This is a genomic window from Paraburkholderia sp. D1E, from assembly GCF_052682275.1.
The window spans coordinates 8,080,919-8,105,872 of the sequence record NZ_JBQYMB010000001.1; the positions used below are offsets into that span (position 1 = coordinate 8,080,919).

At 59.5% G+C, this 24,954-nt stretch carries 24 protein-coding genes and 2 pseudogenes; 13 read left to right on the top strand and 13 right to left on the bottom strand.

Going from position 1 to position 24,954, the window contains the following annotated elements:
* Window positions 1-40 precede the first annotated feature (40 nt).
* The 3 genes from parE to ACUN0E_RS36220 all read right to left on the bottom strand — a co-directional run bounded on the left by parE (window position 41) and on the right by ACUN0E_RS36220 (window position 4,946).
* Window positions 41-2,026: a DNA topoisomerase IV subunit B gene (gene parE, locus ACUN0E_RS36210; RefSeq protein WP_445569594.1), complete on the bottom strand. Its 1,986-nt coding sequence runs from the start codon at window positions 2,024-2,026 to the stop codon at window positions 41-43.
* Between the two features lie 416 nt (window positions 2,027-2,442).
* Window positions 2,443-4,371 (bottom strand): ATP-binding cassette domain-containing protein, encoded by a 1,929-nt coding sequence (locus ACUN0E_RS36215; protein WP_445569595.1) that lies wholly within the window; start codon window positions 4,369-4,371, stop codon window positions 2,443-2,445.
* 173 nt (window positions 4,372-4,544) lie between these two features.
* Window positions 4,545-4,946 carry a DUF4399 domain-containing protein gene (locus tag ACUN0E_RS36220; RefSeq protein ID WP_445569596.1) on the bottom strand — a complete coding sequence of 134 codons (402 nt, stop codon included), beginning with the start codon at window positions 4,944-4,946 and terminating at the stop codon, window positions 4,545-4,547.
* A gap of 326 nt (window positions 4,947-5,272) precedes the next feature.
* On the opposite strand from ACUN0E_RS36220, the gene ACUN0E_RS36225 reads away from it, so the two are divergent.
* Window positions 5,273-5,464 carry a rubredoxin gene (locus ACUN0E_RS36225; RefSeq protein WP_408213811.1) on the top strand — a complete coding sequence of 64 codons (192 nt, stop codon included), beginning with the start codon at window positions 5,273-5,275 and terminating at the stop codon, window positions 5,462-5,464.
* A 445-nt stretch (window positions 5,465-5,909) separates the two neighbouring features.
* Here the strand turns inward: ACUN0E_RS36225 and ACUN0E_RS36230 are convergent, their stop codons facing one another.
* The gene (locus ACUN0E_RS36230) at window positions 5,910-6,890 is read right to left on the bottom strand and encodes an NmrA/HSCARG family protein (protein WP_408391076.1); all 981 of its coding nucleotides are present in this window, start codon (window positions 6,888-6,890) and stop codon (window positions 5,910-5,912) included.
* A 104-nt stretch (window positions 6,891-6,994) separates the two neighbouring features.
* Between ACUN0E_RS36230 and ACUN0E_RS36235 the strand changes: the two genes are divergently transcribed.
* The 4 genes from ACUN0E_RS36235 (at window position 6,995) to ACUN0E_RS36250 (ending at window position 10,526) form a co-directional block, all read left to right on the top strand.
* Window positions 6,995-7,924, top strand: coding sequence for a LysR family transcriptional regulator (locus tag ACUN0E_RS36235; protein WP_408391073.1), 930 nt, complete (start codon window positions 6,995-6,997; stop codon window positions 7,922-7,924).
* 395 nt (window positions 7,925-8,319) lie between these two features.
* Window positions 8,320-9,369: a winged helix-turn-helix domain-containing protein gene (locus ACUN0E_RS36240; protein WP_445569597.1), complete on the top strand. Its 1,050-nt coding sequence runs from the start codon at window positions 8,320-8,322 to the stop codon at window positions 9,367-9,369.
* 393 nt (window positions 9,370-9,762) lie between these two features.
* Window positions 9,763-10,245 (top strand): DUF2778 domain-containing protein, encoded by a 483-nt coding sequence (locus ACUN0E_RS36245; RefSeq protein ID WP_445569598.1) that lies wholly within the window; start codon window positions 9,763-9,765, stop codon window positions 10,243-10,245.
* Window positions 10,242-10,526: a hypothetical protein gene (locus ACUN0E_RS36250; protein WP_445569599.1), complete on the top strand. Its 285-nt coding sequence runs from the start codon at window positions 10,242-10,244 to the stop codon at window positions 10,524-10,526. Before ACUN0E_RS36245 ends, ACUN0E_RS36250 begins: the two co-directional genes overlap by 4 nt.
* 21 nt (window positions 10,527-10,547) lie before the next feature.
* Here ACUN0E_RS36250 and ACUN0E_RS36255 read toward each other — a convergent pair whose 3' ends face one another.
* On the bottom strand, window positions 10,548-11,468 hold the full coding sequence (locus tag ACUN0E_RS36255; protein WP_445569600.1) for an SOS response-associated peptidase family protein: 921 nt from the start codon (window positions 11,466-11,468) through the stop codon (window positions 10,548-10,550).
* Between the two features lie 112 nt (window positions 11,469-11,580).
* On the opposite strand from ACUN0E_RS36255, the gene ACUN0E_RS36260 reads away from it, so the two are divergent.
* Window positions 11,581-11,910, top strand: a complete 330-nt coding sequence (locus tag ACUN0E_RS36260) for a phage protein NinX family protein (RefSeq protein WP_445569601.1) — start codon at window positions 11,581-11,583, stop codon at window positions 11,908-11,910.
* A 37-nt stretch (window positions 11,911-11,947) separates the two neighbouring features.
* Complete coding sequence (locus ACUN0E_RS36265) at window positions 11,948-12,340, top strand: hypothetical protein (protein WP_445569602.1); 393 nt, start codon at window positions 11,948-11,950, stop codon at window positions 12,338-12,340.
* Between the two features lie 65 nt (window positions 12,341-12,405).
* Here the strand turns inward: ACUN0E_RS36265 and ACUN0E_RS36270 are convergent, their stop codons facing one another.
* Window positions 12,406-13,341: a LysR family transcriptional regulator gene (locus ACUN0E_RS36270; protein ID WP_445569603.1), complete on the bottom strand. Its 936-nt coding sequence runs from the start codon at window positions 13,339-13,341 to the stop codon at window positions 12,406-12,408.
* A 249-nt stretch (window positions 13,342-13,590) separates the two neighbouring features.
* Here ACUN0E_RS36270 and ACUN0E_RS36275 point away from each other — a divergent pair, with 249 nt between their 5' ends.
* The 6 genes and pseudogenes from ACUN0E_RS36275 to ACUN0E_RS36300 all read left to right on the top strand — a co-directional run.
* A complete protein-coding gene (locus ACUN0E_RS36275) occupies window positions 13,591-14,895 on the top strand; it encodes an MFS transporter (RefSeq protein ID WP_445569604.1) in 1,305 nt (434 codons plus the stop codon).
* Window positions 14,896-14,943: 48 nt separating this feature from the next.
* Window positions 14,944-16,038 carry an adenosine deaminase family protein gene (locus ACUN0E_RS36280; RefSeq protein WP_445569605.1) on the top strand — a complete coding sequence of 365 codons (1,095 nt, stop codon included), beginning with the start codon at window positions 14,944-14,946 and terminating at the stop codon, window positions 16,036-16,038.
* 163 nt (window positions 16,039-16,201) lie between these two features.
* Window positions 16,202-17,344, top strand: a complete 1,143-nt coding sequence (locus ACUN0E_RS36285) for a porin (protein WP_445569606.1) — start codon at window positions 16,202-16,204, stop codon at window positions 17,342-17,344.
* A 359-nt stretch (window positions 17,345-17,703) separates the two neighbouring features.
* Window positions 17,704-18,108 (top strand): annotated as a pseudogene (locus ACUN0E_RS36290) (LysR family transcriptional regulator); the annotation flags it as partial.
* A 90-nt stretch (window positions 18,109-18,198) separates the two neighbouring features.
* Window positions 18,199-19,296 (top strand): IS5 family transposase, encoded by a 1,098-nt coding sequence (locus tag ACUN0E_RS36295; protein WP_445570582.1) that lies wholly within the window; start codon window positions 18,199-18,201, stop codon window positions 19,294-19,296.
* 147 nt (window positions 19,297-19,443) lie between these two features.
* Window positions 19,444-19,974, top strand: a pseudogene (locus tag ACUN0E_RS36300) (LysR substrate-binding domain-containing protein); the annotation flags it as partial.
* A gap of 75 nt (window positions 19,975-20,049) precedes the next feature.
* Here the strand turns inward: ACUN0E_RS36300 and ACUN0E_RS36305 are convergent.
* From ACUN0E_RS36305 to ACUN0E_RS36335, 7 genes are all read right to left on the bottom strand, one after another.
* A complete protein-coding gene (locus tag ACUN0E_RS36305; protein WP_445569607.1) occupies window positions 20,050-20,841 on the bottom strand; it encodes a DNA adenine methylase in 792 nt (263 codons plus the stop codon).
* A 197-nt stretch (window positions 20,842-21,038) separates the two neighbouring features.
* Window positions 21,039-21,674 (bottom strand): hypothetical protein, encoded by a 636-nt coding sequence (locus ACUN0E_RS36310; RefSeq protein ID WP_445569608.1) that lies wholly within the window; start codon window positions 21,672-21,674, stop codon window positions 21,039-21,041.
* The gene (locus tag ACUN0E_RS36315; protein ID WP_445569609.1) at window positions 21,671-22,222 is read right to left on the bottom strand and encodes a glycoside hydrolase family 108 protein; all 552 of its coding nucleotides are present in this window, start codon (window positions 22,220-22,222) and stop codon (window positions 21,671-21,673) included. The genes ACUN0E_RS36310 and ACUN0E_RS36315 overlap by 4 nt, the downstream gene beginning before the upstream one ends.
* Window positions 22,223-22,233: 11 nt before the next feature.
* On the bottom strand, window positions 22,234-22,680 hold the full coding sequence (locus ACUN0E_RS36320; protein ID WP_445569610.1) for a hypothetical protein: 447 nt from the start codon (window positions 22,678-22,680) through the stop codon (window positions 22,234-22,236).
* Between the two features lie 72 nt (window positions 22,681-22,752).
* A complete protein-coding gene (locus tag ACUN0E_RS36325; RefSeq protein ID WP_445569611.1) occupies window positions 22,753-23,805 on the bottom strand; it encodes a phage late control D family protein in 1,053 nt (350 codons plus the stop codon).
* Between the two features lie 46 nt (window positions 23,806-23,851).
* A complete protein-coding gene (locus ACUN0E_RS36330; protein ID WP_445569612.1) occupies window positions 23,852-24,058 on the bottom strand; it encodes a tail protein X in 207 nt (68 codons plus the stop codon).
* Complete coding sequence (locus ACUN0E_RS36335; protein ID WP_445569613.1) at window positions 24,033-24,935, bottom strand: phage tail protein; 903 nt, start codon at window positions 24,933-24,935, stop codon at window positions 24,033-24,035. The genes ACUN0E_RS36330 and ACUN0E_RS36335 overlap by 26 nt, the downstream gene beginning before the upstream one ends.
* Window positions 24,936-24,954 lie beyond the last annotated feature (19 nt).

A 24,954-nucleotide genomic window follows, 5' to 3' on the forward strand; every position in this document is an offset into this window, starting at 1 on the left:
GCGTGAAGTGTGTTTGTGAACCGAGGCGCTACGAGCGCGCTCAGATATCCGCTTCCACTTCGTTGCCTTTTTCTTCCAGCCAGCTGCGCCGCGACGCCGCTTCGCCCTTGCCCATCAGCATCGTCATACGCGCCACCGTGGCGTCGTAGTCGAGATCGCCGAGCGCCACCGGCGTCAGGCGCCGCGTGTCGGGGTTCATGGTCGTGTCCCACAACTGCTCCGCGCTCATTTCACCGAGGCCTTTAAAGCGGCTGATGGACCATTGCGTTTCGCGTACGCCGTCTTTGCGCAGCTTGTCGAGGATCGCTTCGAGTTCGCCTTCATCGAGTGCATAGAGCTTCTGTGCCGGCTTCTTGCCGCGCGCGGGGGCATCGACACGGAACAGCGGCGGACGCGCCACGCACACATGACCGCGCTCGATCAGCTGCGGGAAGTGCTTGAAGAACAGCGTGAGCAGCAACACCTGGATGTGCGAACCGTCGACGTCAGCGTCCGACAGAATGCAGATCTTGCCGTAGCGCAGATTCGACAGATCGACCTTGTCGTCCGGGCTATGCGGATCGACGCCGATCGCCACCGAAATATCGTGCACTTCGTTGTTGGCAAACAGCCGGTCGCGCTCGGTTTCCCACGTGTTCAGCACCTTGCCGCGCAGCGGCAGGATCGCCTGGTATTCCTTGTCGCGGCCCATCTTCGCCGAGCCGCCCGCAGAATCGCCCTCGACGAGAAACAGCTCGTTACGGCCGATTTCCGTCGATTCGCAATCGGTCAGCTTGCCCGGCAGAACGGCCACGCCCGAGCTCTTGCGCTTCTCGACCTTCTGGCCAGCACGCGTACGCGCCTGGGCCTGCTTGATGACGAGGTCCGCGAGTTTCTTGCCAAGCTCGACGTGCTGATTCAGCCACAACTCCAAAGCCGGCCGCGAGAACGACGACACCAGCTTCACCGCATCTCGGCTATTCAGGCGCTCCTTGATCTGCCCCTGGAATTGCGGATCGAGCACCTTTGCCGACAACACGAACGACACGCGCGCGAACACGTCTTCCGCCAGCAGCTTCACGCCCTTCGGTTGAAGGTTATGCAACTCGACAAAGCTCTTCACCGCCTGGAACAGACCGTCGCGCAAACCGGATTCATGCGTGCCGCCCGCAGGCGTCGGAATCAGATTGACGTACGACTCGCGCATGAGCGTGCCTTCCTCGCTCCACGCGACGACCCACGTGGCGCCCTCACCTTCAGCAAACGTCTCTTCGCTGGCGCGCGAGTTTTCAACAAAGCGCTCGCCTTCGAACAGCGGAATCAGCAGATCACTGCCGTTCATGCCTTCGAGCAGATAGCCGCGCAAACCGTCTTCGTATTTCCAGGTTTGCGTTTCGCCGGTTTTCTCGTTGATCAGCGTCACTTCGACGCCCGGCAACAGCACCGCTTTCGAGCGCAGCAAGCGCTGCAGTTCGCCGAGCGGCAGGTTCGGCGAATCGAAGTATTTCGGATTGGCCCACGCCGTGACACGCGTACCGGACTTTTTGTCGCCACGCGCGGCGGGCCGCACTTCGAGTTCTTTAGCGACGTCGCCGTTGGCAAAACTCAACTCGGCGATTTTGCCCTCGCGCCACACGGTGACGTCGAGGCGGGTGGACAGCGCGTTGGTGACCGACACGCCGACGCCATGCAGGCCGCCCGAGAACGTGTAGGCGCCGCCGGCGGCTTTATCGAACTTGCCGCCTGCGTGCAGGCGCGTGAAAACGATCTCGACGACCGGCACGCCTTCTTCCGGATGCAGGCCGAACGGAATGCCACGGCCGTCGTCTTCGACCGAGACCGAATGGTCAGCGTGCAGCGTGACGGTGATTTGCCGGCCGTAGCCGCCGAGGGCCTCGTCTGACGCGTTGTCGATAACTTCCTGAATGATGTGCAGCGGATTTTCGGTGCGGGTGTACATCCCGGGCCGTTGCTTGACCGGCTCCAGGCCCTTCAACACCTTGATCGACGCTTCGCTATACGCGGCGTTTGGCTTTTTCGTAGACATGGTTGACTCGGGTGCGTCGGTTCATCGTTGTCCACAGGTCCTGTGGACAGGTCCGTGGACAATGCGTTGAGTTTTCAAAAAAAGCGAAACGAAACAACGGGGTTAGGTAGAGTGCCCGCAGTACGGGCACTCTGTTTTATCGCCTGGCTTCCCTTGGGCGTGCTCGACAGCGGCTCGATGCGGACTCCACAGCCCGGCAACGGCCAGCCGGTGCGAACACCGGGGAAGCCTGTTCGCGGGGTATTTTACTGATTTCGATACAGGCGGCAATTCACGCCGTGCGGGATTGGCCGTTTGGATAAGGGGCGGCGTCTGGGTGCGGCCGATTACAAGACCGCGATGAGACCGTGGCGCAACTCCGGCCCCTGATCGGAACGTGGCATCGGCGCAATCTCGGATCACGCCGCCCCCGCGCGTCATTTGCGCTTGTTTTCCAGCTCGTCCCAGCGTTCCAGCGCGATCAGCAGTTCCTCATCGATCGCGGCGTAGCGCTCGGTCAGACGCTTGCCTTCCTGAGCGTCTTTCGCGAAGACCGAACCGTCTTCGAGTTGAGCGCCAATGGTTTTCTGCTCGGCTTCGAGCGCGGCAATTTTCGCCGGTAACGCCTCGAGTTCGCGCTGATCCTTGAACGACAGCTTGGCGGCGCGTTGCGTATTGCGGCCTGCTGCTGCGCCACTGTCCTTCGACGCCACTTCTTTGGCCGTTTCTTTCTGCGCTTCCTGCGCCATCTGCTGCGAGCGGTCGCGCTGAATCTGCCAGTCGGTAAAGCCACCGACGTACTCGCGCCACTTGCCGCCCCCTTCCGAGGCGATCACCGAGGTCGCGACGTTATCCAGAAACGCGCGATCGTGGCTGACCAGCAGCACGGTGCCATCGTACTCAGTGAGCAGTTCTTCGAGCAGTTCGAGCGTCGGGATATCAAGGTCATTGGTCGGTTCGTCGAGCACCAGCACGTTGGCCGGCCGCGCGAACAGACGCGCCAGCAGCAGGCGATTGCGCTCGCCGCCCGACAGCGACTTGACGGGCGAACGCGCGCGTTCCGGCGCGAACAGGAAGTCGCCGAGATAGCTCATGACGTGCTTCTTCTGGCCGTTGACTTCGACCCATTCGCTACCCGGGCTGATCGTATCGGCGAGACTCTTGTCCAGATCGAGTTGCGCGCGCATCTGGTCAAAGTACGCGACCTGCAGATTGGTGCCGACGCGCACGGCGCCCTCGTCCGGCGGCAATTCGCCGAGAATCATCTTCAGCAGCGTGGTCTTGCCTGCACCGTTCGGACCGACAAAGCCGATCTTGTCGCCGCGCATCACCGTGGCGGTGAAGTTGTCGACCACTGTGCGCGAACCGTAGCGCTTGGTCACGTCAGTCAGTTCGGCGACGATCTTGCCGGACTTCTCACCCTGGCCCACGTCGAGCTTCACGTTGCCCAGCACGTTGCGGCGTTCGGCGCGTTCGTTGCGCATCTCCACGAGCCGGGCGATCCGGCCGACGCTGCGCGTGCGGCGCGCTTCCACGCCCTTGCGAATCCACACTTCTTCCTGCGCCAGCAGCTTGTCGAACTTGGCCGCTTCGACCTGCTCGACTTCAAGCTGCTGAGCCTTCCTGGTCTGGTAGGCGCTGAAATTGCCCGGATACGACAGCAGGCGCCCGCGATCCAGTTCGACGATGCGCGTGGCAACGCGGTCGAGAAACGCGCGGTCGTGGGTAATGAAGAGCAGGCCGGCGCGCAGCGAGACCAGCAGTTCTTCGAGCCAGCGGATGCCGTCGAAGTCCAGGTGGTTGGTCGGTTCGTCGAGCAGCAGCACGTCCGGCTGCACGACCAACGCACGCGCCAACGCGACGCGCTTTTGCATCCCGCCCGACAGCGAACCGACCCGCGCCTCGCCATTCAAACCGATCTGCTGCAGCGTGGTGGCTACGCGCGTGCTCCAGTTCCAGGCGTCCGAATGGTCAAGCGCCGATTGCAGCGTGTTCATGCGCGACATCAGCGCGTCGTGCTCCGGGCCTTCCGGCTCGTCGGCGAGCTGATTGGCGACCGCATCGTATTGATCCAGCAGCTCGCGGGCGTGGGTCAGGCCGGCGGCGACCGCTTCGAACACCGAGTCGTCCGTATCGAACTCCGGCTCTTGCGGCACGTAGACCGAAGTCAGACCCTGTTGGCGCGTGACGAGGCCGTCGTCAGGCTTGGTCAGATCGGCGACGATCTTCAGCAGCGACGACTTACCCGCGCCGTTACGGCCGATCAGCCCAACGCGCTCGCCCGCTTCGAGAGAGAAATCCGCGTGATCGAGCAACGCGACGTGACCGAACGCCAGTTGGGCCCCGGTAATGGTGTAAAGCGACATGGAGAATTGGAGAAGACAGCGATGAGTCGGAACTGCTCATTGTACCGGGCGCGCGGGCGGGTGCCTGTATGCCGGAAGAGATAGGCCGAATGGCCGGCTTGCAAAACGGATACTAATCGGGAAAACACGGCCGGGCGGCGCTCGCGCACGCCCGGCCTGCTCGCGTGTGCAGGTTACTTCACATGCACCGTGATCGTCTTGCTCATGTCCGGACCATACGAACGATGCGCGCCGTCGCCGAATTGCAGCGTCAGTGTATGGTCGCCCGACGGCAGCGTCAGATCGGTTTCGGTCTGGCCCTTACCGAAGTGGAGCGATTTGTCGTTGGCTGGAATCACTTCGCCCTTGGGAAGCGGCTTGCCGTCGATCAGCAGATGATGATGACCCGTGCCTTCCGTCATCGTGCCCGCCGGCGCGACTTTCATACCGTCGACGCCGAACACCACGTGAACCGGATTGCTGACGTTTGCGCCGTCCGCCGGTTGCACGAAAGACACACCAGCGGCTTGCGCCACGCCCGACACGGCGAGCAATCCGGCCAGTACCGTCCCGGCCAGCCATTTGTTTTTAACCATCGTTTTTCTCCTTGTTGGGAAACGAGCGTCATGCGCGAGGCATGCAAGGCGCGATGGCAGCGCCAGTCTCCTGAGGCGGATCGTCGCAATGCATGCCAGACGCCCGGCGCGCCTGTCCAAAAGATTAGCTGCGGATCAGAGCATACACGGTGTGTATGACGAGTTCCGCCACGCGAGCCCGGACATGTCGCAGGCGCTTTGCGGCGATGCCGCATGGGTAATTAGCGGTCCGTTTGACAAATTCCGGTAATATTGCGGGTCGCCGCCGTGCCCCAAAAAGGGGCAGACTGGGCGGATTAATGCACTGAACCAAAGAAGAGTACGTCGTGAGCGAAGTAATTGAAGTGATTGAATATAAGAGCTGGGTCTGTCTGATCTGCGGCTGGATCTACAACGAAGAAGAAGGCCTTCCCGAAGAAGGTATCGCCCCGGGCACGCGCTTCGCCGCGATTCCGGACGACTGGCGCTGCCCGCTGTGCGATGTAGGCAAGCCGGAGTTTGCGGTGGTGGAATTCTGAGTGAGCTTGATTGAACCGGGGTGCGCTGCTTGATGTAGTGCGGTAGTGCGCCGGAGGGTTCGCGCGGCCCAGCGGGTGATGCCTGCTGGGCCGTTTGCTTTGCGGGGCGGGCTTCACAGCCCTCCTCGCGGCTGGGCGTGTTTGATATACTCTGCGCTCGCTGGCGAATTTGGACTCGCCGGATCCTGCCTGGGGTTGTTCGTCGGCGGGATTGCAGCGATTATTTCGGTTCGGTCCTCTCCCTGTAGTTCAGGGGGTGGAATGACAGGCGCAAGGCCTGTCAAATATGGACCTCTACCATTGCTGTAGCAGATCCGTAGCACACAAAACTCCCCTCCTGGAGCGTCAACAGACGGTTTCGCAGTCCCGGCTCAGCCGCGCTCATCCGGCGACAATCGGCCATGAGCCGTCCGTCGCGTATGGCCGCTTTGGGCGGACGTAGCTTCTATGTGCCGATTGCAACACCGAAGCTCATATGCTCTCCCCGCCAACCACTTCGTCGAAGAAAGTCTTCCCAGGTCAGTGCGGTCGGATCATTTCGTCGGCTCCATGCCAGGTCCCGGTCGGGTGCGTAGTACCCGTATTCGACCGCGTAGGTAACCATTCCCACGAGCTCGCGTACCAGCCACTCGTCGGCACCGAATGCGGGGAAGTTCTTTAGCAAATCCTCGCGTGTGTATGCAGACGTGTAGTGCGCACGCACCCCCGAAACGCGCACGAAAGTTTCCACAAGTTCGCGCGCAGTCAGTACCTCACCGATGACAGGTAATGTTCGGCCGGAATACGACTCCGGATTGTCGAAGTGCGCCATCACCGCCGGACCGGTCGCGGTCAGCGGATCAACGAACGGCACGGGCGTGTCGGGCGGTAGGTAAACCGGGAAACTCAAGCCGCCGTCAGTTTGGGGGCGGGGCAGATAGTGCTCAAGAAAGTTGCTGTAGAAAAAGGCAAGTTGGATGAATGAACTGTGAAGCGGCAGTGTGCGCAGGTAGGCTTCCACTAGGGCCTTCTCGGTGAAGTGTGGCGCCCACAGAGTGCCGCCAGTGCGATCGTCGACATTTTCGAGACTACTCCAGACGACATGCTCCACGCCCGCGGCGAGCGCCGCGTCAGCCAGCTCCATGCCCAGCGCTAATTCGGGACGGCCCGGCGGCGGTACGGGCGCAATTGGCGGCGTCATCAAAAAAGCGCCGTGCGAGCCTCGCAAAGCCGCGGCAAACTGCGCTTCGCGCCCCGCTTCCAGCGGTGCGACGACGACCTCGGCGCCGCGCCGGGCCAGTTCGCGCATCGGTTCGCTATCGACGCTTCGCGCCAAAGCGCGCACTCGATAGCGACCGCTATCCAGCAGCGTGCTGGCCACGCTGCGGCCTTGCTTGCTGGAGGCACCAGCTACGGTAATCAGAGGCATTGATGATAAATGGGACATGCGATTTCTCCGGACAGGCACGCAACACGCGCGCCGACATGTGCAGTGTGGGCAGAACCTCGCACGGAGTGAAATCGTCGGTCTTCTGGTCTACTATCCATGCAATGGATACCAACCGGTTGGACCTGAATTTACTTGTCACCCTAGAAACCTTGCTGGCAGAGCAGAACGTGACGCGCGCCGCGCGCCGCTTGCATCTGAGCCAACCGGCAGTGAGCGCACAGCTCGCGCGCCTGCGCGATCTGTTCGACGATCCGTTGCTGATTCCGGCGCAGCGTGGCATGACTTCCACAGCAAAGGCCGATGAACTTCTGGCGCCTCTACGTGATGCTTTAGACCAAGTGCGCGCCACGGTGGGCCGTCATGTGCACTTCGATCCTGCGCAGGCCCGCCTGACTGTGGCTATCGCCTGCACGGACTATCTGGAGGCTGCATTGGTGCAGCCGCTGGTATTGCAGTTGCGCCAACAAGCGCCCGGCGTGAGGGTTGCGGTGCGTTTCCTGGACATGCCGCAACTAGCAGCGCAGATGGCCCGCGGGGAGGTAGACCTCGCGTTGATGACGCCCCGCGACGCCCCGACCAACCTGCGCAGCCGTCACCTGTTCGACGAGCGCTACGTGCTGATAGGCCGTCTCGGCCACCCGCGTCTGCGCCGCAAGCTCACGGCGGCACAATTTGCACAGCTGGAGCACATCATCGTGTCGCTGCGCGGCGGCGATTTCTCCACGCCCGTGGATGATATGTTGGCGAGCCTAGGTCTCCAGCGCAACGTGGTGCTGTCCGCGGCCTCGTTCCTGGTTGTGCCTGACATCGTGGCCCGCTCCGACCTCGTCGCTCTAGTACCGCAACGACTCGTGCGCGATCGGGTCGACGCGTTGATGATCGTTGACTGCCCTATTCCCGTGCCGAGCTTCGAGGTGAGCATGCTTTGGCATGAGCGAAGCCACGGACATGCCTCCCAGCGCTGGGTGCGCGAGTCGCTGAGGGCACTGGTCGCCAGCTGGGGCGAATCCGCGAAGATAACGCGACGATAGACCGGTAGTCCCGGGCGGCAGCGCGCGGTGCAACGACTAAGTCGAAGCCAGACCGCCCCTTTGAACGACCGCTTCCCGGTGACCAATCTGGGAATCCGAATGGCGAATATGGGTCGAACTGAGTCAATCGCATCAGGCAGAGTCCGGCCACGAACGGGCACCCGGCTAAAGACATCAAGCGACTGAAATCTTCCGGCTAATATCCATTCAAAAAGTCCGATGATGAGGCGGTTTTGCCGCGCAGTTGGCCCGATGTCGTCCTTTCCCGAAGCTTACGATTACATATCTGGTCGTGAGGCTTTTCGAGCCGCCTCGGCCCGAAATTTGTCTTGAATCGTGTATAAATACCGATCGCGCAGTGCGACATAGCAACCAATTGATTTTCCCTCGGGACGATGGGCAAACAGATAGACGATATTCCGCTCGCGCAACGCAGGGCTCTTGCCGCCAGGCTTCTGTTGAATGGCGAGGGTATTAGCGAAGTGTCCAGGAAGGCTCGACTCAGTCTTCCGACCGTGAGCAAATACAAGGACCTGATAGAAAGGGGGGGAGCTACCGCCCTTGCTCGCTTTCCCATCCAGGGGAGTACTCCCCGACTGGACGATGCTTCGGAAAGCTGGCTCGTTAGCGCCATCAAGCACTCACCTGGCCTTCACGGCTATCCAGGGCCGACGTGGACGATAAGCCAACTGCGCGAATTGATCTTTCGGCGTTTCGGAGTCCAGTTTTCAGCCTCGCATGTTGGCTACCTTGTTCGGGGTTACGGCCTCGCATACCGACTCACCTATTCAACTTCAGAAAAGGCGTCGGCTACTACCGCGCAGAAATCGCAAAGCGACGTCTATGCCGCGCGTCGAAAAATTGCTGCGAAAATGTTGCTGGATGGGGACAGTGTCGAGCGCGTCTCGAAAGCGCTCAACATCAGCGTGCGCACCATTACAAAATACAGATCAATGGTAGTTGCTGATGGGGTTGAGGCTGTTGAACAGATCAAGTCATCCGGGCGCAGTGCTACGCTTGGCCCCGAAGCCCTCGAGTGGCTAAGGGCGGCATTGGAAGGCAGTCCCATGGCCCACGGCCATGAAACCGAACTCTGGCGAAATGGGGATATTCAAAAGCTGATCAAGGAAAAGTTCGGCATTTATCATTCCAGTGGGCACGTGAGAACCGTCGTCGGGAAGCTTGGAATGGACCACCGGATGCGATCGCCGAAGCGGCGCACAGAGGAGGGGCGTTCCCCGATCAATGATGAAACGCTGGTATGGATTGCCGCGGCGCTCAGGCAGTCGCCGCGAGCACACGGCATAGAAGCTGATCACTGGACGAACGCGCGTTTGCGCACCTTGCTTCATCAGCGGGTAGGCGTTAATTATTCTCGCGGATATATCTGGGAAATCGCCGCCCGTGCCGGCGTGGCGGACCTGCTTACAAGGCGCCGGGGCTGATCAATTCTTTCTGGCGCTGACCACAATTGTCCACCCAACTAGTCGTCTGCTTTAGCGCGAACTCTGTGCCGTCTATCATTTACGACGGGCGGCGGTAGTGGGTCGAACTGAGCCCTTCAAAGCCACTTTGCCGGGTCTTATGGGGCGGCGATAGGCCAGGCCAGGCGAGTGGAATGACAGGCGCAAGGCCCATCAGATATGAATTCATGCCATTGCTGTAGCAAATCCGTAGCAAACTAGATCCTCCTTCCAGAGAAAGCAATCAGCCAAAATGCGTGCTCGGTTGATGACCTCATAGTCAGTTCGCATAGCCATAAGCCCACGTGGCAAGCATGTTGCGCGGTCGGATTGTTTCGTCATACATTACGCCGTCGACAGCAATCGAACCCGGCTATGCCCGTATCCTGCTATTTCACACTGAACAGTCAGAAAATGTCCGCGCTCGTCTGCTCAGGAATAGGCGGCATGGCTGCGTTCTCCGGGAAGCCGAGCTACGTCAATAACCCGGCAGACACTACGGTCGAAAGCGCCGGCCCCCTTCCCACGGGACGCTATTACATTGTCGGCCGTCAGAGCGGAGGCCGACTCGGTTGGCTTTGGGACTGGATAAAAGACACCGCGTCTCACGTACAGCACGACCAGTGGTTCGCCCTCTACAGAAACGACGGCGTCATTGACGATTACACGTTTGTGAACGGCGTCCGACGCGGTAATTTCCGGCTGCATCCAAATGGCCGGTTCGGCGTCAGCGAAGGGTGCATTACCCTTCAGTCGCCCGCGCAATTCGATCGGTTGCGCACCTACCTGACTTCACAGCAGGCGCAGTTGATTCCCGGCACTAACATTCGCTACTACGGTACGGTGGACGTGCGATGATCAGAATGCTGCGCGTGCTGTTCGCCCTGGTACTAACTGTGCCCGTGTTTCTTGGCCTGACGCGGATCGACATGCTCCTGCGCTGGCTGTACAGCGAAAGCGGTTATCAGGTACTCGACCCGCTCTTCCGCCTGTTCGGCGCTGTCGGCGTCGAAGGACATGAAAGCGTGATAGCGGGCGTGTTAGTGGCGCTTAGCTTCATCGTTGCACTTTGCATTGCGTCGATCGTGATGACATTGCTGCAGCGATCGAGGTCGCAAGAACCTCAGGCTCGTCGTTAAACAGCCGGCAATCTGAGCGGGTCATGCCGCCATTTGATGTTCGTAGTACGGCCGCTCGCGGTCGTCGAGAATGGCGTAGAGCGCCGCCAGATTGGATGGTTCCGGGTTGAGCCACGCATCCGCATTCTCCGGTTTGATCGGGACAATGCAGCGATCATGGCCGGCCGCCGCGACTTCTGGCGGAGGTTCGTCAGTGATCGCCGCAAACGACCATAGATCAGGTTCATCGGGCACCGGTGTGCGCGACCAAAGGCAGGCGACCAGCATCTGTTGCGGCGGTGTAGGGTCGAACTGCAAAACAACTTTCTTCCCATTTCGATCAACGTTCTCGTAGAAGCGATTGACGACCATGATGCCGTGGTTGTGACCGAACAGCTTCCTCCAGGCCCCATTCAGACTGTCTCGCCGGGCGTTGTACGTTCCCGGCTTTTCCTTCTCTGTCGTCTCGGTCCAGCCGGGTAACCGGCAGCGATAGCGCATGGGGATGACGACGCGGCAGCCTTCCCGAACGATCATCACCGGGGCATACCATCCCGGGTATATCCGTGAATCTCCGTCCTTCATGGTGGTGTCTTTCAGATCAGCGAGCCGGCGCACTGCTGCGTCGATCTTGTCAGATGCAATCCGCTTGCTTTCAGTGGCCGTTTTTGTCGCCTTCGTTTCCAGACTGCGCTCTGCATCGGCGAGCCGCGTGCGCTGCTTGAAAAGCTCCTGTTCAAGCCCGGTCGTTCGTAGCGCGTTGGCTTCAGCAATCAGCACCTGGATGCGGCGTCCTTCATCGGTCTGGGCATCCAAAAATGCCGCTTCCAATGCTATCGGAACCTTCAGGTTCCGGCCGCCATGTTCCCAGTACAACTCGGCGAATTCGCGCAGGCTCATGGCCGCGCCGAACATCTTCACGTACTTCTTGTAGTCCGCTTCAATTTGGGCCGAATAGCACATGGATGCCTCCAGTGGACCTTCCAATGATAGTGCCAGATGCAATGGCAAAAATCCTGGATATAATACTGTACATCCATACAGTATTTTGTGAGCTTGCGCGAAGGAGGCAGTGATGTACGTAGCCGATTTGAAAGGGCCGTGGCTCGATTACTGGGTTGCCCGCGCCGAGGGCACTCCTGATCTGCTGATGCCAGCCCAGTCCGAACCGGTACTGAAGTTTTCGTCTGATCCTGCACTCGCGCAGCCAATCATCGACCGCGAGAGAATATTTGTAGGATTAATCTGCGACGCTGTCCTTGGTAATCAGGCGATTGCCTCTGTCGGAGAAGCAGACGGTCGTTGCTTGCCATCTTCAGAGGACAGTTATTGCTTGGGGGACACAGCTCTTGAGGCGGCCATGCGTTGCTATGTTTACCGCAAGTTTGGCCCCGAAGTAGCGTAGCCCAGCTAGGCGTCGACAAGAATGGACCTGCTTGCTTGTGACACTCCCTCCCTTCATCCCTCCGACGCTTGCCGAGCTGCGCGAGTGGTATCGGCTGTACAAAGAAAACGAAGTTATCTGGCGACTGATCCTCGAGGTTCAGCATGGTCGCGAAACCTTGGCCAGCCTGAATACGCTGCTCGCTCAAACCGCACGCGCCGCGCGACGCGCTGAGTTTGGGCGGCTCACCGGCGAAGCTGCCCCACTGCTCAACGCATGCTCACTCGCGGAGGCAGAGATGTTTCGCATTGGTCCGGTCGGTGGAAAGGGGAAACGCGGCAGGGCGCCGGCGAGATTGACTGGCGGAGCGGAAGGTTTCGATTTCGATCCGGATGATCCAGTCGATCGTGCCGCGTGGCGGATTGCGATGGCGCACCAGAAACGCCGCTAGGCTGATCGTCCAAACGTTTCAGGACTCCTCGCAACCGAGTCAACGTTGATGCCCGGCGCAGCCCTTCACATCGACGCATTCGTTTTCCCGGTCAGGATCAGACAAAGTGCTTCAAAGCATGCATCGACAGCCGCACTGCGCACTAGGGGCACCCTCCTAAGTGCGACGATCTGCCTGTTGATGGTTGGCTCGACGAGCGGTCGAATCACCAGGCGCGGATCGAACAGCATGTCCTGATACAACATTGGCAATATGGTGACCGCCAGCCGAGCCCGCACCAATTCACAAAGCGACTCCAGATATTCGGTCCGGTATGCCGCCGTGACCTGCGGTACCTGCTGTGCTTCAGCGAGCGTTCCAAGCCAATCCGCTATGTCGCCGCGTTGAAACATTGCAACCTTCTCTTCATTTAGCAACGACCATGGAATGGTGTGTCTCCGTCCCAACGGATGATCCTCCCGCATCACCACGCCGAGCGTGTCGGTAAGCAGCGGGCGCTCGAGCAAGCGCGGATCGCCGCAAGGAACGCCGATGCCGATGTCAGACACGCCAGTCAGGACGTCATTGGCAAGTGTTGGATGGATGACATCCCGGATCTCAAAGCGAGCGGCAGGCGTTGTCTGGGCGATGGTCGCAAGCGCTGGTATGACGCGCCCGACCGAGGCCGGAAGCAAACTCAAGCGGACGATTCCTTGCGACAGGCGCGAGCTATCTTTCATGGAGGAAAACGTCGCGCCCGCGGTCTCCAGGAGGTGTTCCGCTAACGGCAGAATTTCCCTGCCCAGCTCCGTCAGGCTGACCGGATGACTGGCGCGATTGAAGAGGGCTCCGCCCAGCAGGCCTTCCATCTGACGAATGGATGTACTGAGCGCGGGCTGGGTTACCGCCATCTGTTCAGCCGTCTCCGTAAAGTTACCGGTCCGCGCCGCAGTCACAAAGTACTGCAACTGCCGTAGCGAAAGAGGAGGCAACGGGCGCATATTTTTGGAACTGGCAATCATCGGGGCTTGCCCATTAGGTGGATTAATAGAAGCATAAATAAAAAGGATTGGCGGTACAAAATTGGTGCGCCTACTTTGTGACATCGCAACTGCGTGGAACCGCGGATCGCGGCTTTGCCGTTCGGCGGATTGGCCTCGTCGAGTAGCACAACCAGATCAGGCGCCAGTGTACTCACAAAGCAAGAGGTTCGAGGTGGTTGACGCCCTTTCCCTTCGACTCTGTAAGCAATCCGAACCATGGAGACCCGCATGAATACCACAGAGAACGTGCACATACGCCGCATGCAGCGGACGTCGGTCACGCTGCTCCTCATAGCCGGCATCATCAACTACCTCGATCGCAGTTCGCTTGCGATCGCCAACGTGCGCGTGAGCGCCGAGTTAGGCTTGTCGGCGACCCAGATGGGCTTGCTTCTTTCGAGTTTTTCCTGGGTATTGGCATTCGCACTTCTGCCGATCGGCGGCATTCTCGACCGCATAGGCACGCGCAAAATTTTGGCGGCTGGGTTGTTGATCTGGTCGCTTGCACAGATCGCCGGGGGCTTTATCACGTCGCTGGCCGGTCTTTTCGTGGTCCGGGCGCTGCTTGCGCTTGGCGAATCGCCGCAATATCCGTCCGGATCGAAGGTGGTCAGCGAGTGGTTCCCGGTGCGCAAGCGTGGACTTCCGATCGGACTGATTCTTGCGTCGACGACGTTAGGCTCGATGCTCGCCCCTCCGTTGCAAACGGCGTTGCTGCTGTCCTTCGGATGGCGCGCGATGTTCGTTGTCATGGGTGCGATCGGAGTCCCGGTAGCCGTTGCGTGGTTCGTCCTTTATCGCGATCGCGACGACGCCCGGTTATCGGCGGCACAAAGCGCCTATCTGGACACGGGCGATGACGTCAGGCAAACGTCCCGCAAACTGACTTTCCATGAATGGGTGGGCATCTTCAAACAGCGCACCACCTGGGGGATGATCTTCGGCTTCATGGGCATCCTGTACATGGTTTATCTCTACCTCGCATGGCTGCCGAACTATCTGCAACGTGAGCGACATCTGAGCATTGCCCATAGCGGCTGGGCCGCGGCTGTGCCCTACCTCCTCGGAACGGTCGGCATGTTGTGTTCGGGGCTCGTTGCAGACCTGCTCGTACGAAAAGGCCTTAGCCCCATTGCCAGTCGGAAGATTCCATTGTGCGTCGGTCTCATCGGAGCGGCGGCCTTTACCGTGCCTGCGGCGCTGACCGATAGCGCCGTGGCCGCGGTGGTCTATATCTCCGCCGCCATGTTGTGCCTGAATCTCGCGGGTGGCTCGGTGTGGGGACTAGTCAGCGTCGCCGCTCCCCGGCACCTGGTCGCATCGCTTGGCAGCATTCAGAACTTTGGCGCAAGCATCGGTGCCGCCTTTGCGCCGTTCGTGACCGGATGGATAGTCGACACGACACATTCATTCGTCGACGCATTGCTGGTGAGCGCACTGTTGGCGGTGCTGTCGGCTGCCTGCTATCTGTTCTGGGTGAAGCATCCGATTGAAGCATGCACGCCCGGATGCGACGTATCTGTCGCCGCCTGAGTGGGGCGGCTGTGATTGAACATGAGATATAAAATGGACTTTCCTCACATGCAACTCGAACAAAATATTAGTGGTACTAAAGAGTATGGCTCCGCGCATTTTCGCGAATTCCTGCGACGCATTCCCAAGACGGATTTGCATTTTCACCTGCTGGGTGCTGTGCGCCCCCAAACGGTCATCGATCTGGCGATCAGGAACGCTGTCGAATTGCCGACGTACGAACCGGACAAGCTGTACCAGACAACCGACTTTGAACAGTCGATGGAAGTGCTGAGAGCGCTGGCTTATTGCCTCACCGATGAGACTGATTTCTCAAGAGTGGCGTACGAAGCATTGGAGGATTCCGTCGCCCGCGGTAATGGGCAACACGTTGAAATGTTCTTCAATCCGACGATCTATCAGGGCCTGGGCGTGACGTATGAGCAGATGATCGATGGGCTGACCGACGGCATTGAACGCGCGCATCAGCGCTTTGGCGTCACGTCGTTGCTGATCCCCTCGATCGATCGCGAGAAGCCGCCGCGACTGGCAATGCAGATGGTCAGGGACGTTATCCGGTATCCATCCCGGTACGTTGCCGGCATCGGAATGGATTTTGCAGAAGGCAAGGGTTTACCGGGAACATTCGAGCCCGCATATCGGCTTGCGGGGCAGCACGGACTAAAGCGTACCGCTCACGTCTGCGAGTCCAACCAGCCGCTCGCCGCAGCGCCACCGCATAACGTGCGCGTGTGCGTGAATGAGTTGAAGTGCGACAGGCTCGATCATGGTTACAACATCCTGGCAGACCCGGAGACGGTGAGTTTTGCCCGGGATCGGGGGATCTTCTTTTGCACTTGTTCGCCGACTGCGGTGCCGCAGTTTCGCAATCGTCGCGCCTGGACCATCGCCGCGATGCGTGACGCCGGACTGAAGCTCACGGTCAACACGGACGATCCCTGGCTGTACGGTTCCGATCTAACCGATGCCTGGGTACAACTCTTCGAAGTGCTCAACTGGAAAGCTGACGTTGCCCATGAACTGATGATGAACGGGATCGAAGCGTCGTGGGCAAGCGACGCGGAAAAGCAGCGGATGCGAATGGTGTTCGAATCCGAATTCCGTTCGCTTGCGGACGAGCTACTGCATTCCGATAGGACCTGATGACTGGACGCCAGGGTCTGAGACCGTGTGAGAAACGTCCCCCACAAACTAGTTTGCCGAATCTGGCCCCCGGTTGTTCTTCCTGGCAACCGGATTGAGCACCCGAATTTGCTACAGGCATTGCCGTCACTAACAACCAACCAATTCATCATCGGGGTTAGCCATGAAACGATTTGCCATTACTCTTGCCCTTCTCGCTATCGGGAGTGGCGACGCTTGCGCTCAAAGCAGCGTGACCCTCTACGGGTTGATCTCGGCCGGGGGCGTGTACTCGAATAATCAGAAAGGCGCCGATCACCAAGGCCATTCGACATGGCAATTCGCGAGCGGACCAATGAATACGCCGCGCTGGGGCATCAAAGGCGTAGAGGATCTTGGCGGAGGACTGAAGGCCATCTTCACGCTGGAAAATGGCTTCAACGTGGGCAACGGCACGCTCTCGCAGGGTGGCCGTGAATTTGGTCGACAGGCTTTCGTAGGCCTGTCGTCAACCACGCTTGGGACGGTCACATTGGGGCGGCAGTACGATGAGGCTGTGACGCTGTGTGCCTTCGAATCGGCATGCCAGTACGCAACCTTCGGCGCTCACATCGGTGACAATGACAACGTATTCGATACGTTCCGGATCAACAACGCCGTTCAGTACAAGAGCGTCGCATACGGCGGTCTCCAGTTTGAAGGCCTCTATGGTTTCTCGAACAAGGTGGGGGGGTTCTCAGATAACAACGCCTATAGCGCCGCTGTACAGTATAAAAACGGCCCCGTATCGGCGGGCGCCATGTACTTGCGGGTCAACATGCCGAACGATCCCAACAACGCGAACGGCGCTGTCGTCGGGGATTACGGCTTTACGTCGCCGTTCATCACAAATCCCGCAACCTCGTCCGGGGTCCGTGCACAACAGAGTTTTGGTGCCGGCGGTGCGTACGCGTTCGGGCGGGCGAACCTTTCGCTGCTCTACACGAACGCACGATTCGACTATCTCGACGCGTCTCGGTTGACGCTGCAAAACTTCGAGATTTCACTGTCCGACTACGTTAGACCGGACCTTATGGCCGGTATCGCATATATCTTCACGACGGGCCAGTACCATCCGCAGAATGACAGCCCGAAATGGCATCAGGTAAACGCCACCGTTGACTACTTCCTGAGCAGCAGGACCGATATATTTTTGGGCGTCATTTATCAAAGGCAGCGGGAGACGCGCAGTATGCGCAGATCTATACTCTTTCGCCGTCCAGCACCAGGTCGCAAGTCGCGGCCACAATCGGCATGCGGCATAAATGGTAAGCAGTTGCCACTGTAGAGTTCGATTCAGCGGCTGAGCAAGGCGAACGATGACGAAGTGGTTCGTCGACGATTGGAGTTGGCCCGTCAGCAGACCGGACAATGGGTGCAACAGGAATTCACGGGAATTTTGTGATTCGGCGAACACCCGGAGCGATATTGATCTGAATTTCTTTCTGGAGATTTGTGTTCGAAGCCGACGAGCGCACCGGATTTCGTTCGGCGCTGTCTGGGCCGCAATGACCGAACTGCGGGACACGTTCTCAGCCTTTGACTGATGTACTTTGGGCCGGATTGCGCCGCTTTGGCCTGGTCAGTCGAACCGCATTGAGCGGCGCTCACTGCACCAATTCGGCTTACCAGTAGACGGAAACTTAGATGAGTCAGCGACGTGAAGCAATTGACACACATCTTTTGCGTGTCTTAAATACACTCCTGATCGAACGTAGCGTCACGCGTACAGGTGTGATGCTCAATCAGTCGCAGCCGGCGGTAAGTTGTGCGCTGCGGCGTCTTCGGGACATTACTGGCGATCCGCTGCTGGTGTACGGTAAGTCTGGAATGGTTCCGACCGAGTATGGATTAAGCTTGCTGGGGCCAACTCAGAATGCACTGCGCGAAATATCGCGGATTACGGCCGAACCACCTACTTTTGATTCGGCTCATTCGATTCGCTGTTACCGGATAGGATGCCCGGACTATCTCGACGTGTTGTTTGTGCCTACGGTCGTTGAACTCTTTCGCCAGTCTGCGCCGAAAGCGACTCTTGAATTCCACCCACTAGCAGGCCGTTGAAATACCTCATGTAGCGGTCATCCGGGACGCAGGCGTAAACGTTGAACTGATGTCATCAATGAGAGCGAGATGGAACGGATGCGTGGGCCAGATGGTTTTACCGAGTCAATGTTCACCGTGTTGAAGCTGGATGATTTCGTGCCGAAGGACCATCCGTTGCGTCCGATTCGCAGTTGGCTCAATGACGCGCTCAAGCGCATGGACGACGTTTTCGCGCGGATGTACGAAGCTGACGCGAAAGGTGGCCGGCCGAGCATCGCGCCGGAGAAGCTGGTGCGAGCTTTGCTGCAGGTGCTGTACTCAGTTCGTAGCGAGCGCATGCTGGTGGAACAGATTTCCTACAACATGTTGTTCCGCTGGTTCGTCGGCCTGCCGATGGACGGGACCGTGTGGGACCACTCGACGTTCAGCAAGAACCGCGACCGGTTGCTCGAACACGATGTGCTGGTGTTGCTGTTCAACGAGACAGTCGAGACCGCGCGCGAGCGCGGATATCTTTCTGGAGAGCACTTTAGCGTCGACGGCACGTTGATTCAGGCATGGGCCGGGCACAAGAGCTTTGTGCCCAAGGCAAGTCCGGACAAAGACGACACGCCTCCTGACGAACCGCCCGCGCCGAATGACAACTGGCACGGACAGAAGCGCAGTAACGAGACGCACCAATCCACGACGGACGAGCAGGCGCGCCTGTTTCGCAAGAGCAAAGGAACCGGAGCGATGCTCTGTTATATGGGCCACGTGCTGACCGACAACCGGCATGGCCTGGTGGTCAACGCACAGGTGACGCTGGCGACGGGCACCGCCGAGCGCGACGCGGCCGGGCAGATGCTTGCTGATGCCGCGAGTGTTGCGCCGCTCGGCATCACGGTCGGCGCGGACAAGAACTACGACACCGCCGGCTTCGTCGGCAGTTGTCGCGCGAATCGTGTCACGCCGCATGTGGCGCAAAACGATGGACGTCCGGGAGGTTCAGCAATTGACGAGCGAACTACGCGCTGGCCGGGTTACGCGGTCAGCCAGCAAAAACGTAAGCGCATTGAGCAGGTGTTCGGATGGGGCAAGACAGTCGGACGAATTCGACAAGCGATGTATCGAGGACTTGAACGCGTAGACCAGCTCTTCGTGCTGACTCAGGTCGGCTACAACCTGACGCGTATGCGCACACTTGCCGGTTGAGGGGCAGGAAGCAATGGATAACACCGATATGGCGAACCCGCGAGCAACGTCGGATGCCCGCAAACGTGTTCCGCGTTTCAAAAGTGCGAATCCAGCATCCGTCGTAATGCACCTGAGCGCATCAACGACGGATATTTCAACGGCCTGCTAGGCGCTGATTTTGACTTTGAAGTTGCACTGGAAGAGGGCAAGTTAGATATCGTCGTGGGAAACTGGTTAGAGCCACCTGAACACTTGCGCTCATCGAATTTATTTGTTGACGAGATCGTTTGCCTCGTGAGCAATACTCATCCAGGCGCGAAGTGCAGGAAATTGACGCCGGAACAGTACGTGGATGGCGCACATCTCGCGCCAACACGCTTTTCCATGAAGCAACGGGGTACGATCGACCTCCACTTGGCCCGTGAACACTTGAGGCGCCGCGTCATTGCTACGGTGCCGCACTTCAATCTCGCGCCTTACGTGTTGGTCAAGTCGGATATGATTTTTACGACCACGCGGCTCTTCGCCGAATATTATGCGAGTCGATTACCGTTGACCGTGTTGTCTGCTCCGGTTGATTTTCCACCCATGCGTTACTATCAACTATGGCACGAGCGTAGTCACTATTCGGGAGAACTACGATGGTTGCGCGGGCTTGTAACCGACGCCGCAGGCTCGTTGATCCGTGGCGCCTGACATGATGCGTAATCGAGACGATGGGCGGGTTCGCGTGCTAACGCGAAGAGCCCGCTGGAGCGGGCTCTTCGCTTTTCAGAAGAGGCCAGCCGGTTCGTTGGCGTCGTTCCAACTAAAAATAATCACTTCCTTGCGGGCTGCCTCTTTCCCGCCACCGCCCACGGTGTACTTGATATCCACCGTCTCAATGTGGAAGCCGTCGAACGCCTGCCTGATCGCAGGGTGGTCGTTGAGGCTGATGATTGCCTTGCCTTTCAGCGCACGGATCCGATCCGCCATTGCGACATATTCCGTGCCCGGGAAAGGCACTCCGTAGCCTTCCGTTTCCAAATACGGCGGATCGAGATAGAACAGCGTGTGCGGCCGGTCGTACTTGTCGATACACGCCTTCCAATCTAGCCGCTCGACGAACGTGTTGGACAACCGCAGGTGCGCCGCCGACAGGGTCTCTTCGAGTCTCAGGAGGTTCAGCCCCGGTGGCGCAGTGGTTGCCGTGCCGAATGACTGCCCCTCGATCTTGCCGCCGAAACAGTTCTGCTGCAGGTAGTAGAAGCGTGCCGCGCGCTGGATATCAGTGAGGGTTTCCGGGATCGTGTCCTGCAGCCACTTGAACACCTGCCGGCTGGTGAGCGCCCATTTGAATTGCCGCACGAACTCCTCCAGGTGATGTTGCACGACGCGATAGAGATTCACCAGTTCGCCGTTGATGTCATTAACGACCTCTACCTTCGCAGGCGGCCGCATGAAATACAACGCGGCCCCGCCCGCGAACACCTCGACATAACAGTCGTGTGCCGGGAAACGCGGGATCAGATGGTCTGCAAGCCGGCGCTTGCCGCCGATCCAGGGAATGATGGGAGTTGCCATATGTGGATTGCCTTGTTGGGAATTTGTTAGAATTCGCCCCGCCTACCGGTAGGTGTCAGGGCCTTGGCTAATTCACTGGCTGCTTCAGTGGAAAGGTGGCCGGGGGAAATGCGCGAACATCATCCCGGTCGCCCTGTCTTTTCCACGCTCGCGTTACAACGACGCGGCGCGGTCAAAGTAACTTGCTAATGCCGGCGTTAACCTTCTGCCGGTGATCGCGGCATTGACGCGCGATCTGGTGACGTCGCCTGCGCGACGATGGTGTCAGGCGATACCGCGAACTGCGTGATCGCCGCAGCCTGCCTGTCAGCATGCGAGGATGAGCCGAAAAAATACTCCTTCGAGCCAAGCACCATCGCAATCAGAATCCCGAACAGCGTATCGAGCGCACGCATCACGCTGTCGTCCACTTTGACCTGTTGGGCTGCGAGCAGGAACTCCAGAGCGATCACAGCAAACAGCGCCGTCGTATACATATAGGCCAGATTGCGCGCCGTATGGTCGTGCTCTACCGCCGCAAAGTTGCGCGCGCTCGCGCGATCATCGGCGGCCACCCTGTCGGCCTGCACCTGGATGCCGGCCATGTTCTCCGCATGCGTGAAACCGGCTTGCCGCATCTTCAGCGCGAAGTCATCGTCAGCCTGCTTCAGCGCGAGCAGTTGCTCGGGCGTCATCTGCTGGCCGGTCAGTGCGGACGTGACCGCATCTACTGAACCATCAGCGAGACCGAGCTTGCCGGCGATCGCTGATGCGGCCATCGCAGCAATACCGGATACGCCGCCCGTCAAAGCCGTGACAAGCCACGGCGCTACCGTTTTCAGGAAATCCATCATGCGCTCACCCCAAATGCACGATTGAACTGCCAGCCGTATTCGAACGTCTCGTTTTCCACGCGCTTTTCGGCACACTCGATGTAATAGACAGACTGCTGTGCGGTGACCATGCCAAGCAGCACCCGGTGGCCGTCCGCACCACGCGCGGCGAGGAAGGCCTTCAGCGCCGCGATCGTCATCGCACCAATGCCACCGTCGACGGCGATATCGGCGAACGCGCGCTGGTTCTGGTTCAGCACGTTCAGCGCACGTTGCAGGAACCGCACGCCCGTCACCTGCCCCGCGTTCACGCCGATGTCGAACAGCTTGTCGGCAAGTGTGGGTGAGACCGCATCGACCAGATCAAACTTCGGTTGCGACCAGTAGCGGCTGCGATAGATCTGCACGGCCGTCGAACGCGGCATGTCGCGCATCGGGCCGGTGTAGCAGAAACCACGTGCAACCGCGACGGTTATGCCCCACATTGTTTCGCCGCCGGCATCGGCCGCGTTGTTCGAGTACCCGCCCTCGCGGCCGATCAGCGCATCGATTTTTTTATCAGGTGTCATTGATCCGTTCCTTATCTTGTTACTTTGGTCATGGTCTGCTCCAGCACCTCGAGGCGCTGCTGCTGCAACCGGTTGAGAATGTCGCCTTCGTTGATATGGGTGAACACCCACACGATCGAGCCCACCAGGAAGGTCTGAACGATGCCGAGCACAATCCCGAGTACCCACATCGCACCCTTCGCCGTATTCCTCATCGCGGCCACCCTGTCGTCGACGCTCCCGATCTGCTGCTCCAGTGCGTCGCGCTCCTTCTTCCCCTCATCCACACGCGCCCACAGCAGCTCGATGTCCTTGCGCGCGTTCTGGTTGTGAATCGACATCTGCGCGATCGCGCGATCGAGCGCGGCAACCGGTTGCACCGATGTCTTGATGTCTTCAAGGCTTGCCGCGACGCTGCGTAGCTGCTCGCCGAAACGCGCGATCTGCACCGCCAGATCGTTGTTGTGCTGTTCACCCATCGGGCCGTCCGTCCAATAAAAAACCGCCTCACGCAAGCGCGGGCGGTTCGTTGTCGTTCCGTATCAATCGCGTCAGGGCGTCGGCGCCGGCACCACGAGGTTGATCTTCTTACCCTTCTTTTTCTCGTGCCCCACCTTCGCCTTACCCTTGTTGCCGGCGTTCAGCTCGACCCTCGTTTCCCAACTTCGCCCGGCATAGTCGTGCGTCACCGATTCAATCAGGAAATCGCCGTCCGCCTCTTTCTTGAAGCCCTTCAGCGCGACGGTCTTCTCCGCGGAAAAATCCGCTCGCCCCTGCATCAGCATCGAGCTCTTCGCCGTATGATGGTTCAGCTTCTGCAACCGGGCATCGGCCGCCGCTTTCGCCGCCGCCTGACTCGCAAAGGCGTGCCGCTCCGTATGCACCGCCGACGCCCCCTTCGGCGCATCCGGATTTGGAATGACGAGGTCGATTTTCCGGCCGGTCTTCACGTCGTGCACCCTGCTCCGGACCGCGGCAAAGCTGGCCCGATCAGCGAAAGTGATTTCGTAATCGAGCAGCATGTTCGGCGTGAGCGTGATCGATGGAAGCGGCAAACCGCTCGCACTCTTTCCCGCGCCGCGACCGGTAACGATCAGCTTGCCGGCCTTCACGGTTGCCGTCGCACCATGCTGGCGCGACAGGCGCGTAATGAAGTGCAGGTCGCTCTCACCGAACTGGTCGGCTCGCGGCACCGTAACGTCGATCCCACACGCAGACGCCCACCCGTTGCGCCGCGCGACATCTCCAACAATGTCAGCCAGCTTCACGTTCTCCCAGCTACCGTACCGGTGCGTCTTCGAGCTCGCACGCATGTTCGAGGGCCGGCCGCGAATAATCACCGATGCCGGCGGCCCCTTGAGCGCGATCTCGTCGATCGTGTATTCGCCGAGAAAGGCGAGTCCCTGCCCCTGCCACCCGAGTGAGATTTTCAGCGTCGCCCCCTTTGGAGGAAACTCGATCTTTCCATCCCGATCGTCAAGTTCGATCTCGCACTCATCTGCATCCAGCCCCGGCTTGTCGACCGTATGGATGCGCAGCACACGGTCCTCAATCACCTTCGTGATGTCATCACCATTGGCGATGATCTGAAATATGGCCTGCATACCTGCTCCCCCGTTTCACCGCGCGCTCATTCCAGACTTAAAGCAGCTATGTCCATAACTGCACCGGCTCATTACGCGGTACGTCAACGTCGGGCAGAGTGATCGTGATACCTGCAACGAACGGCTGCTCGTGGTCAGCGAGCCCCGGATTAGCCTCATAGACGGCCTCGACCGTTCCTGCAAGTGACCCGTATACCGCGTAGCAGATCTCGTCGAGCACATCGCCGTCAGACGTTCTTATAATCTTCGCCATAGCGGCCAAACTCCAGGCTGAAGGTCTGTTTGCGCGGGGCGCCGTCCGACATCAGCGCTTCCTGTTCCTCCTCGACCGCCTGCAGATACCAGCGGCCGAGCACTTCGCCATAGCCCGTTGTCAGCTGCACCGGCATCATGCGACCACCGATCGCGCGCAAGGCGTCGATCTGCCGGATACCCGGATTACCTGAACTGCGCCCAGCCCCGGACGCGGCGAACACAACGCCCGAGAGCGTAATGGTTTCCCCGCCCTGACTGACCGCCTGCAATGCTTCCTGACGGTTCAGACGCTCCTGCGAGGCGACCTTGTATTTCGTCGTGCGTCGAAGCTTGTCGAATGCTGCGGTCGACAGGTTGAAGTGGAATGTATCGCCCTGATCCGAGCTGAGCGTCATCAGGTGGGGCGTCGCTGTCGCCGCGCCGTCAAGCAGACCGGAGAACAATGCACCAGACCCGGTCGATGTCGCGAGCGAGCCGGGTGCAGACGGCGCCTTGATGCCTGCGAACGCGTTGAACTTCGTGCGGACGTCGCCGAGTGCGCCGGTGACCCCTTCGGCAGCGGATCGGATAGTCGGATTGTCCGATGCATTCGCCATCGTCATCACGCTACCCACCGAGGACTGCACGGCGTTGAGGCTGCGCATGACAGTCCCGACCTTCGGACTCACGTCGCTCGCGACCGACAACGCACTGCCCGCACCGGAAAGAAGGTCGGCGGCATTGTTGAGGTTGCCCGTCGCGAGCTTCTGCAGCACCGCAACTGTATTCGCACTGGTCGGGCTGTTGCGTTCATAGACCCGGTTCATGTTGCGCACGCGCTCGGTTGCGATGCTGGCCTGCGTCGCTGCCTGCGTGATCTGTCTTTGAAACTCCACGGCGTTTCCTTTTGGTCTG

What these genes read in the sequence shown, in the direction of transcription:
- ACUN0E_RS36310 (WP_445569608.1), bottom strand. Translation starts at nt 21,674, where the DNA reads ATGATGGATTTCCTGAAAACGGTAGCGCCGTGGCTTGTCACGGCTTTG.
- ACUN0E_RS36235 (WP_408391073.1), top strand. Translation starts at nt 6,995, where the DNA reads ATGGATACCAACCGGTTGGACCTGAATTTACTTGTCACCCTAGAAACC.
- ACUN0E_RS36275 (WP_445569604.1), top strand. Translation starts at nt 13,591, where the DNA reads ATGAATACCACAGAGAACGTGCACATACGCCGCATGCAGCGGACGTCG.
- ACUN0E_RS36315 (WP_445569609.1), bottom strand. Translation starts at nt 22,222, where the DNA reads ATGACACCTGATAAAAAAATCGATGCGCTGATCGGCCGCGAGGGCGGG.
- ACUN0E_RS36260 (WP_445569601.1), top strand. Translation starts at nt 11,581, where the DNA reads ATGTACGTAGCCGATTTGAAAGGGCCGTGGCTCGATTACTGGGTTGCC.
- ACUN0E_RS36245 (WP_445569598.1), top strand. Translation starts at nt 9,763, where the DNA reads ATGCCCGTATCCTGCTATTTCACACTGAACAGTCAGAAAATGTCCGCG.
- ACUN0E_RS36250 (WP_445569599.1), top strand. Translation starts at nt 10,242, where the DNA reads ATGATCAGAATGCTGCGCGTGCTGTTCGCCCTGGTACTAACTGTGCCC.
- ACUN0E_RS36230 (WP_408391076.1), bottom strand. Translation starts at nt 6,890, where the DNA reads ATGTCCCATTTATCATCAATGCCTCTGATTACCGTAGCTGGTGCCTCC.
- ACUN0E_RS36255 (WP_445569600.1), bottom strand. Translation starts at nt 11,468, where the DNA reads ATGTGCTATTCGGCCCAAATTGAAGCGGACTACAAGAAGTACGTGAAG.
- ACUN0E_RS36215 (WP_445569595.1), bottom strand. Translation starts at nt 4,371, where the DNA reads ATGTCGCTTTACACCATTACCGGGGCCCAACTGGCGTTCGGTCACGTC.
- ACUN0E_RS36325 (WP_445569611.1), bottom strand. Translation starts at nt 23,805, where the DNA reads ATGCAGGCCATATTTCAGATCATCGCCAATGGTGATGACATCACGAAG.
- ACUN0E_RS36330 (WP_445569612.1), bottom strand. Translation starts at nt 24,058, where the DNA reads ATGGCGAAGATTATAAGAACGTCTGACGGCGATGTGCTCGACGAGATC.
- ACUN0E_RS36220 (WP_445569596.1), bottom strand. Translation starts at nt 4,946, where the DNA reads ATGGTTAAAAACAAATGGCTGGCCGGGACGGTACTGGCCGGATTGCTC.
- ACUN0E_RS36280 (WP_445569605.1), top strand. Translation starts at nt 14,944, where the DNA reads ATGCAACTCGAACAAAATATTAGTGGTACTAAAGAGTATGGCTCCGCG.
- ACUN0E_RS36295 (WP_445570582.1), top strand. Translation starts at nt 18,199, where the DNA reads ATGCGTGGGCCAGATGGTTTTACCGAGTCAATGTTCACCGTGTTGAAG.
- ACUN0E_RS36285 (WP_445569606.1), top strand. Translation starts at nt 16,202, where the DNA reads ATGAAACGATTTGCCATTACTCTTGCCCTTCTCGCTATCGGGAGTGGC.
- ACUN0E_RS36305 (WP_445569607.1), bottom strand. Translation starts at nt 20,841, where the DNA reads ATGGCAACTCCCATCATTCCCTGGATCGGCGGCAAGCGCCGGCTTGCA.
- ACUN0E_RS36270 (WP_445569603.1), bottom strand. Translation starts at nt 13,341, where the DNA reads ATGATTGCCAGTTCCAAAAATATGCGCCCGTTGCCTCCTCTTTCGCTA.
- ACUN0E_RS36240 (WP_445569597.1), top strand. Translation starts at nt 8,320, where the DNA reads ATGGGCAAACAGATAGACGATATTCCGCTCGCGCAACGCAGGGCTCTT.
- ACUN0E_RS36320 (WP_445569610.1), bottom strand. Translation starts at nt 22,680, where the DNA reads ATGGGTGAACAGCACAACAACGATCTGGCGGTGCAGATCGCGCGTTTC.
- parE (WP_445569594.1), bottom strand. Translation starts at nt 2,026, where the DNA reads ATGTCTACGAAAAAGCCAAACGCCGCGTATAGCGAAGCGTCGATCAAG.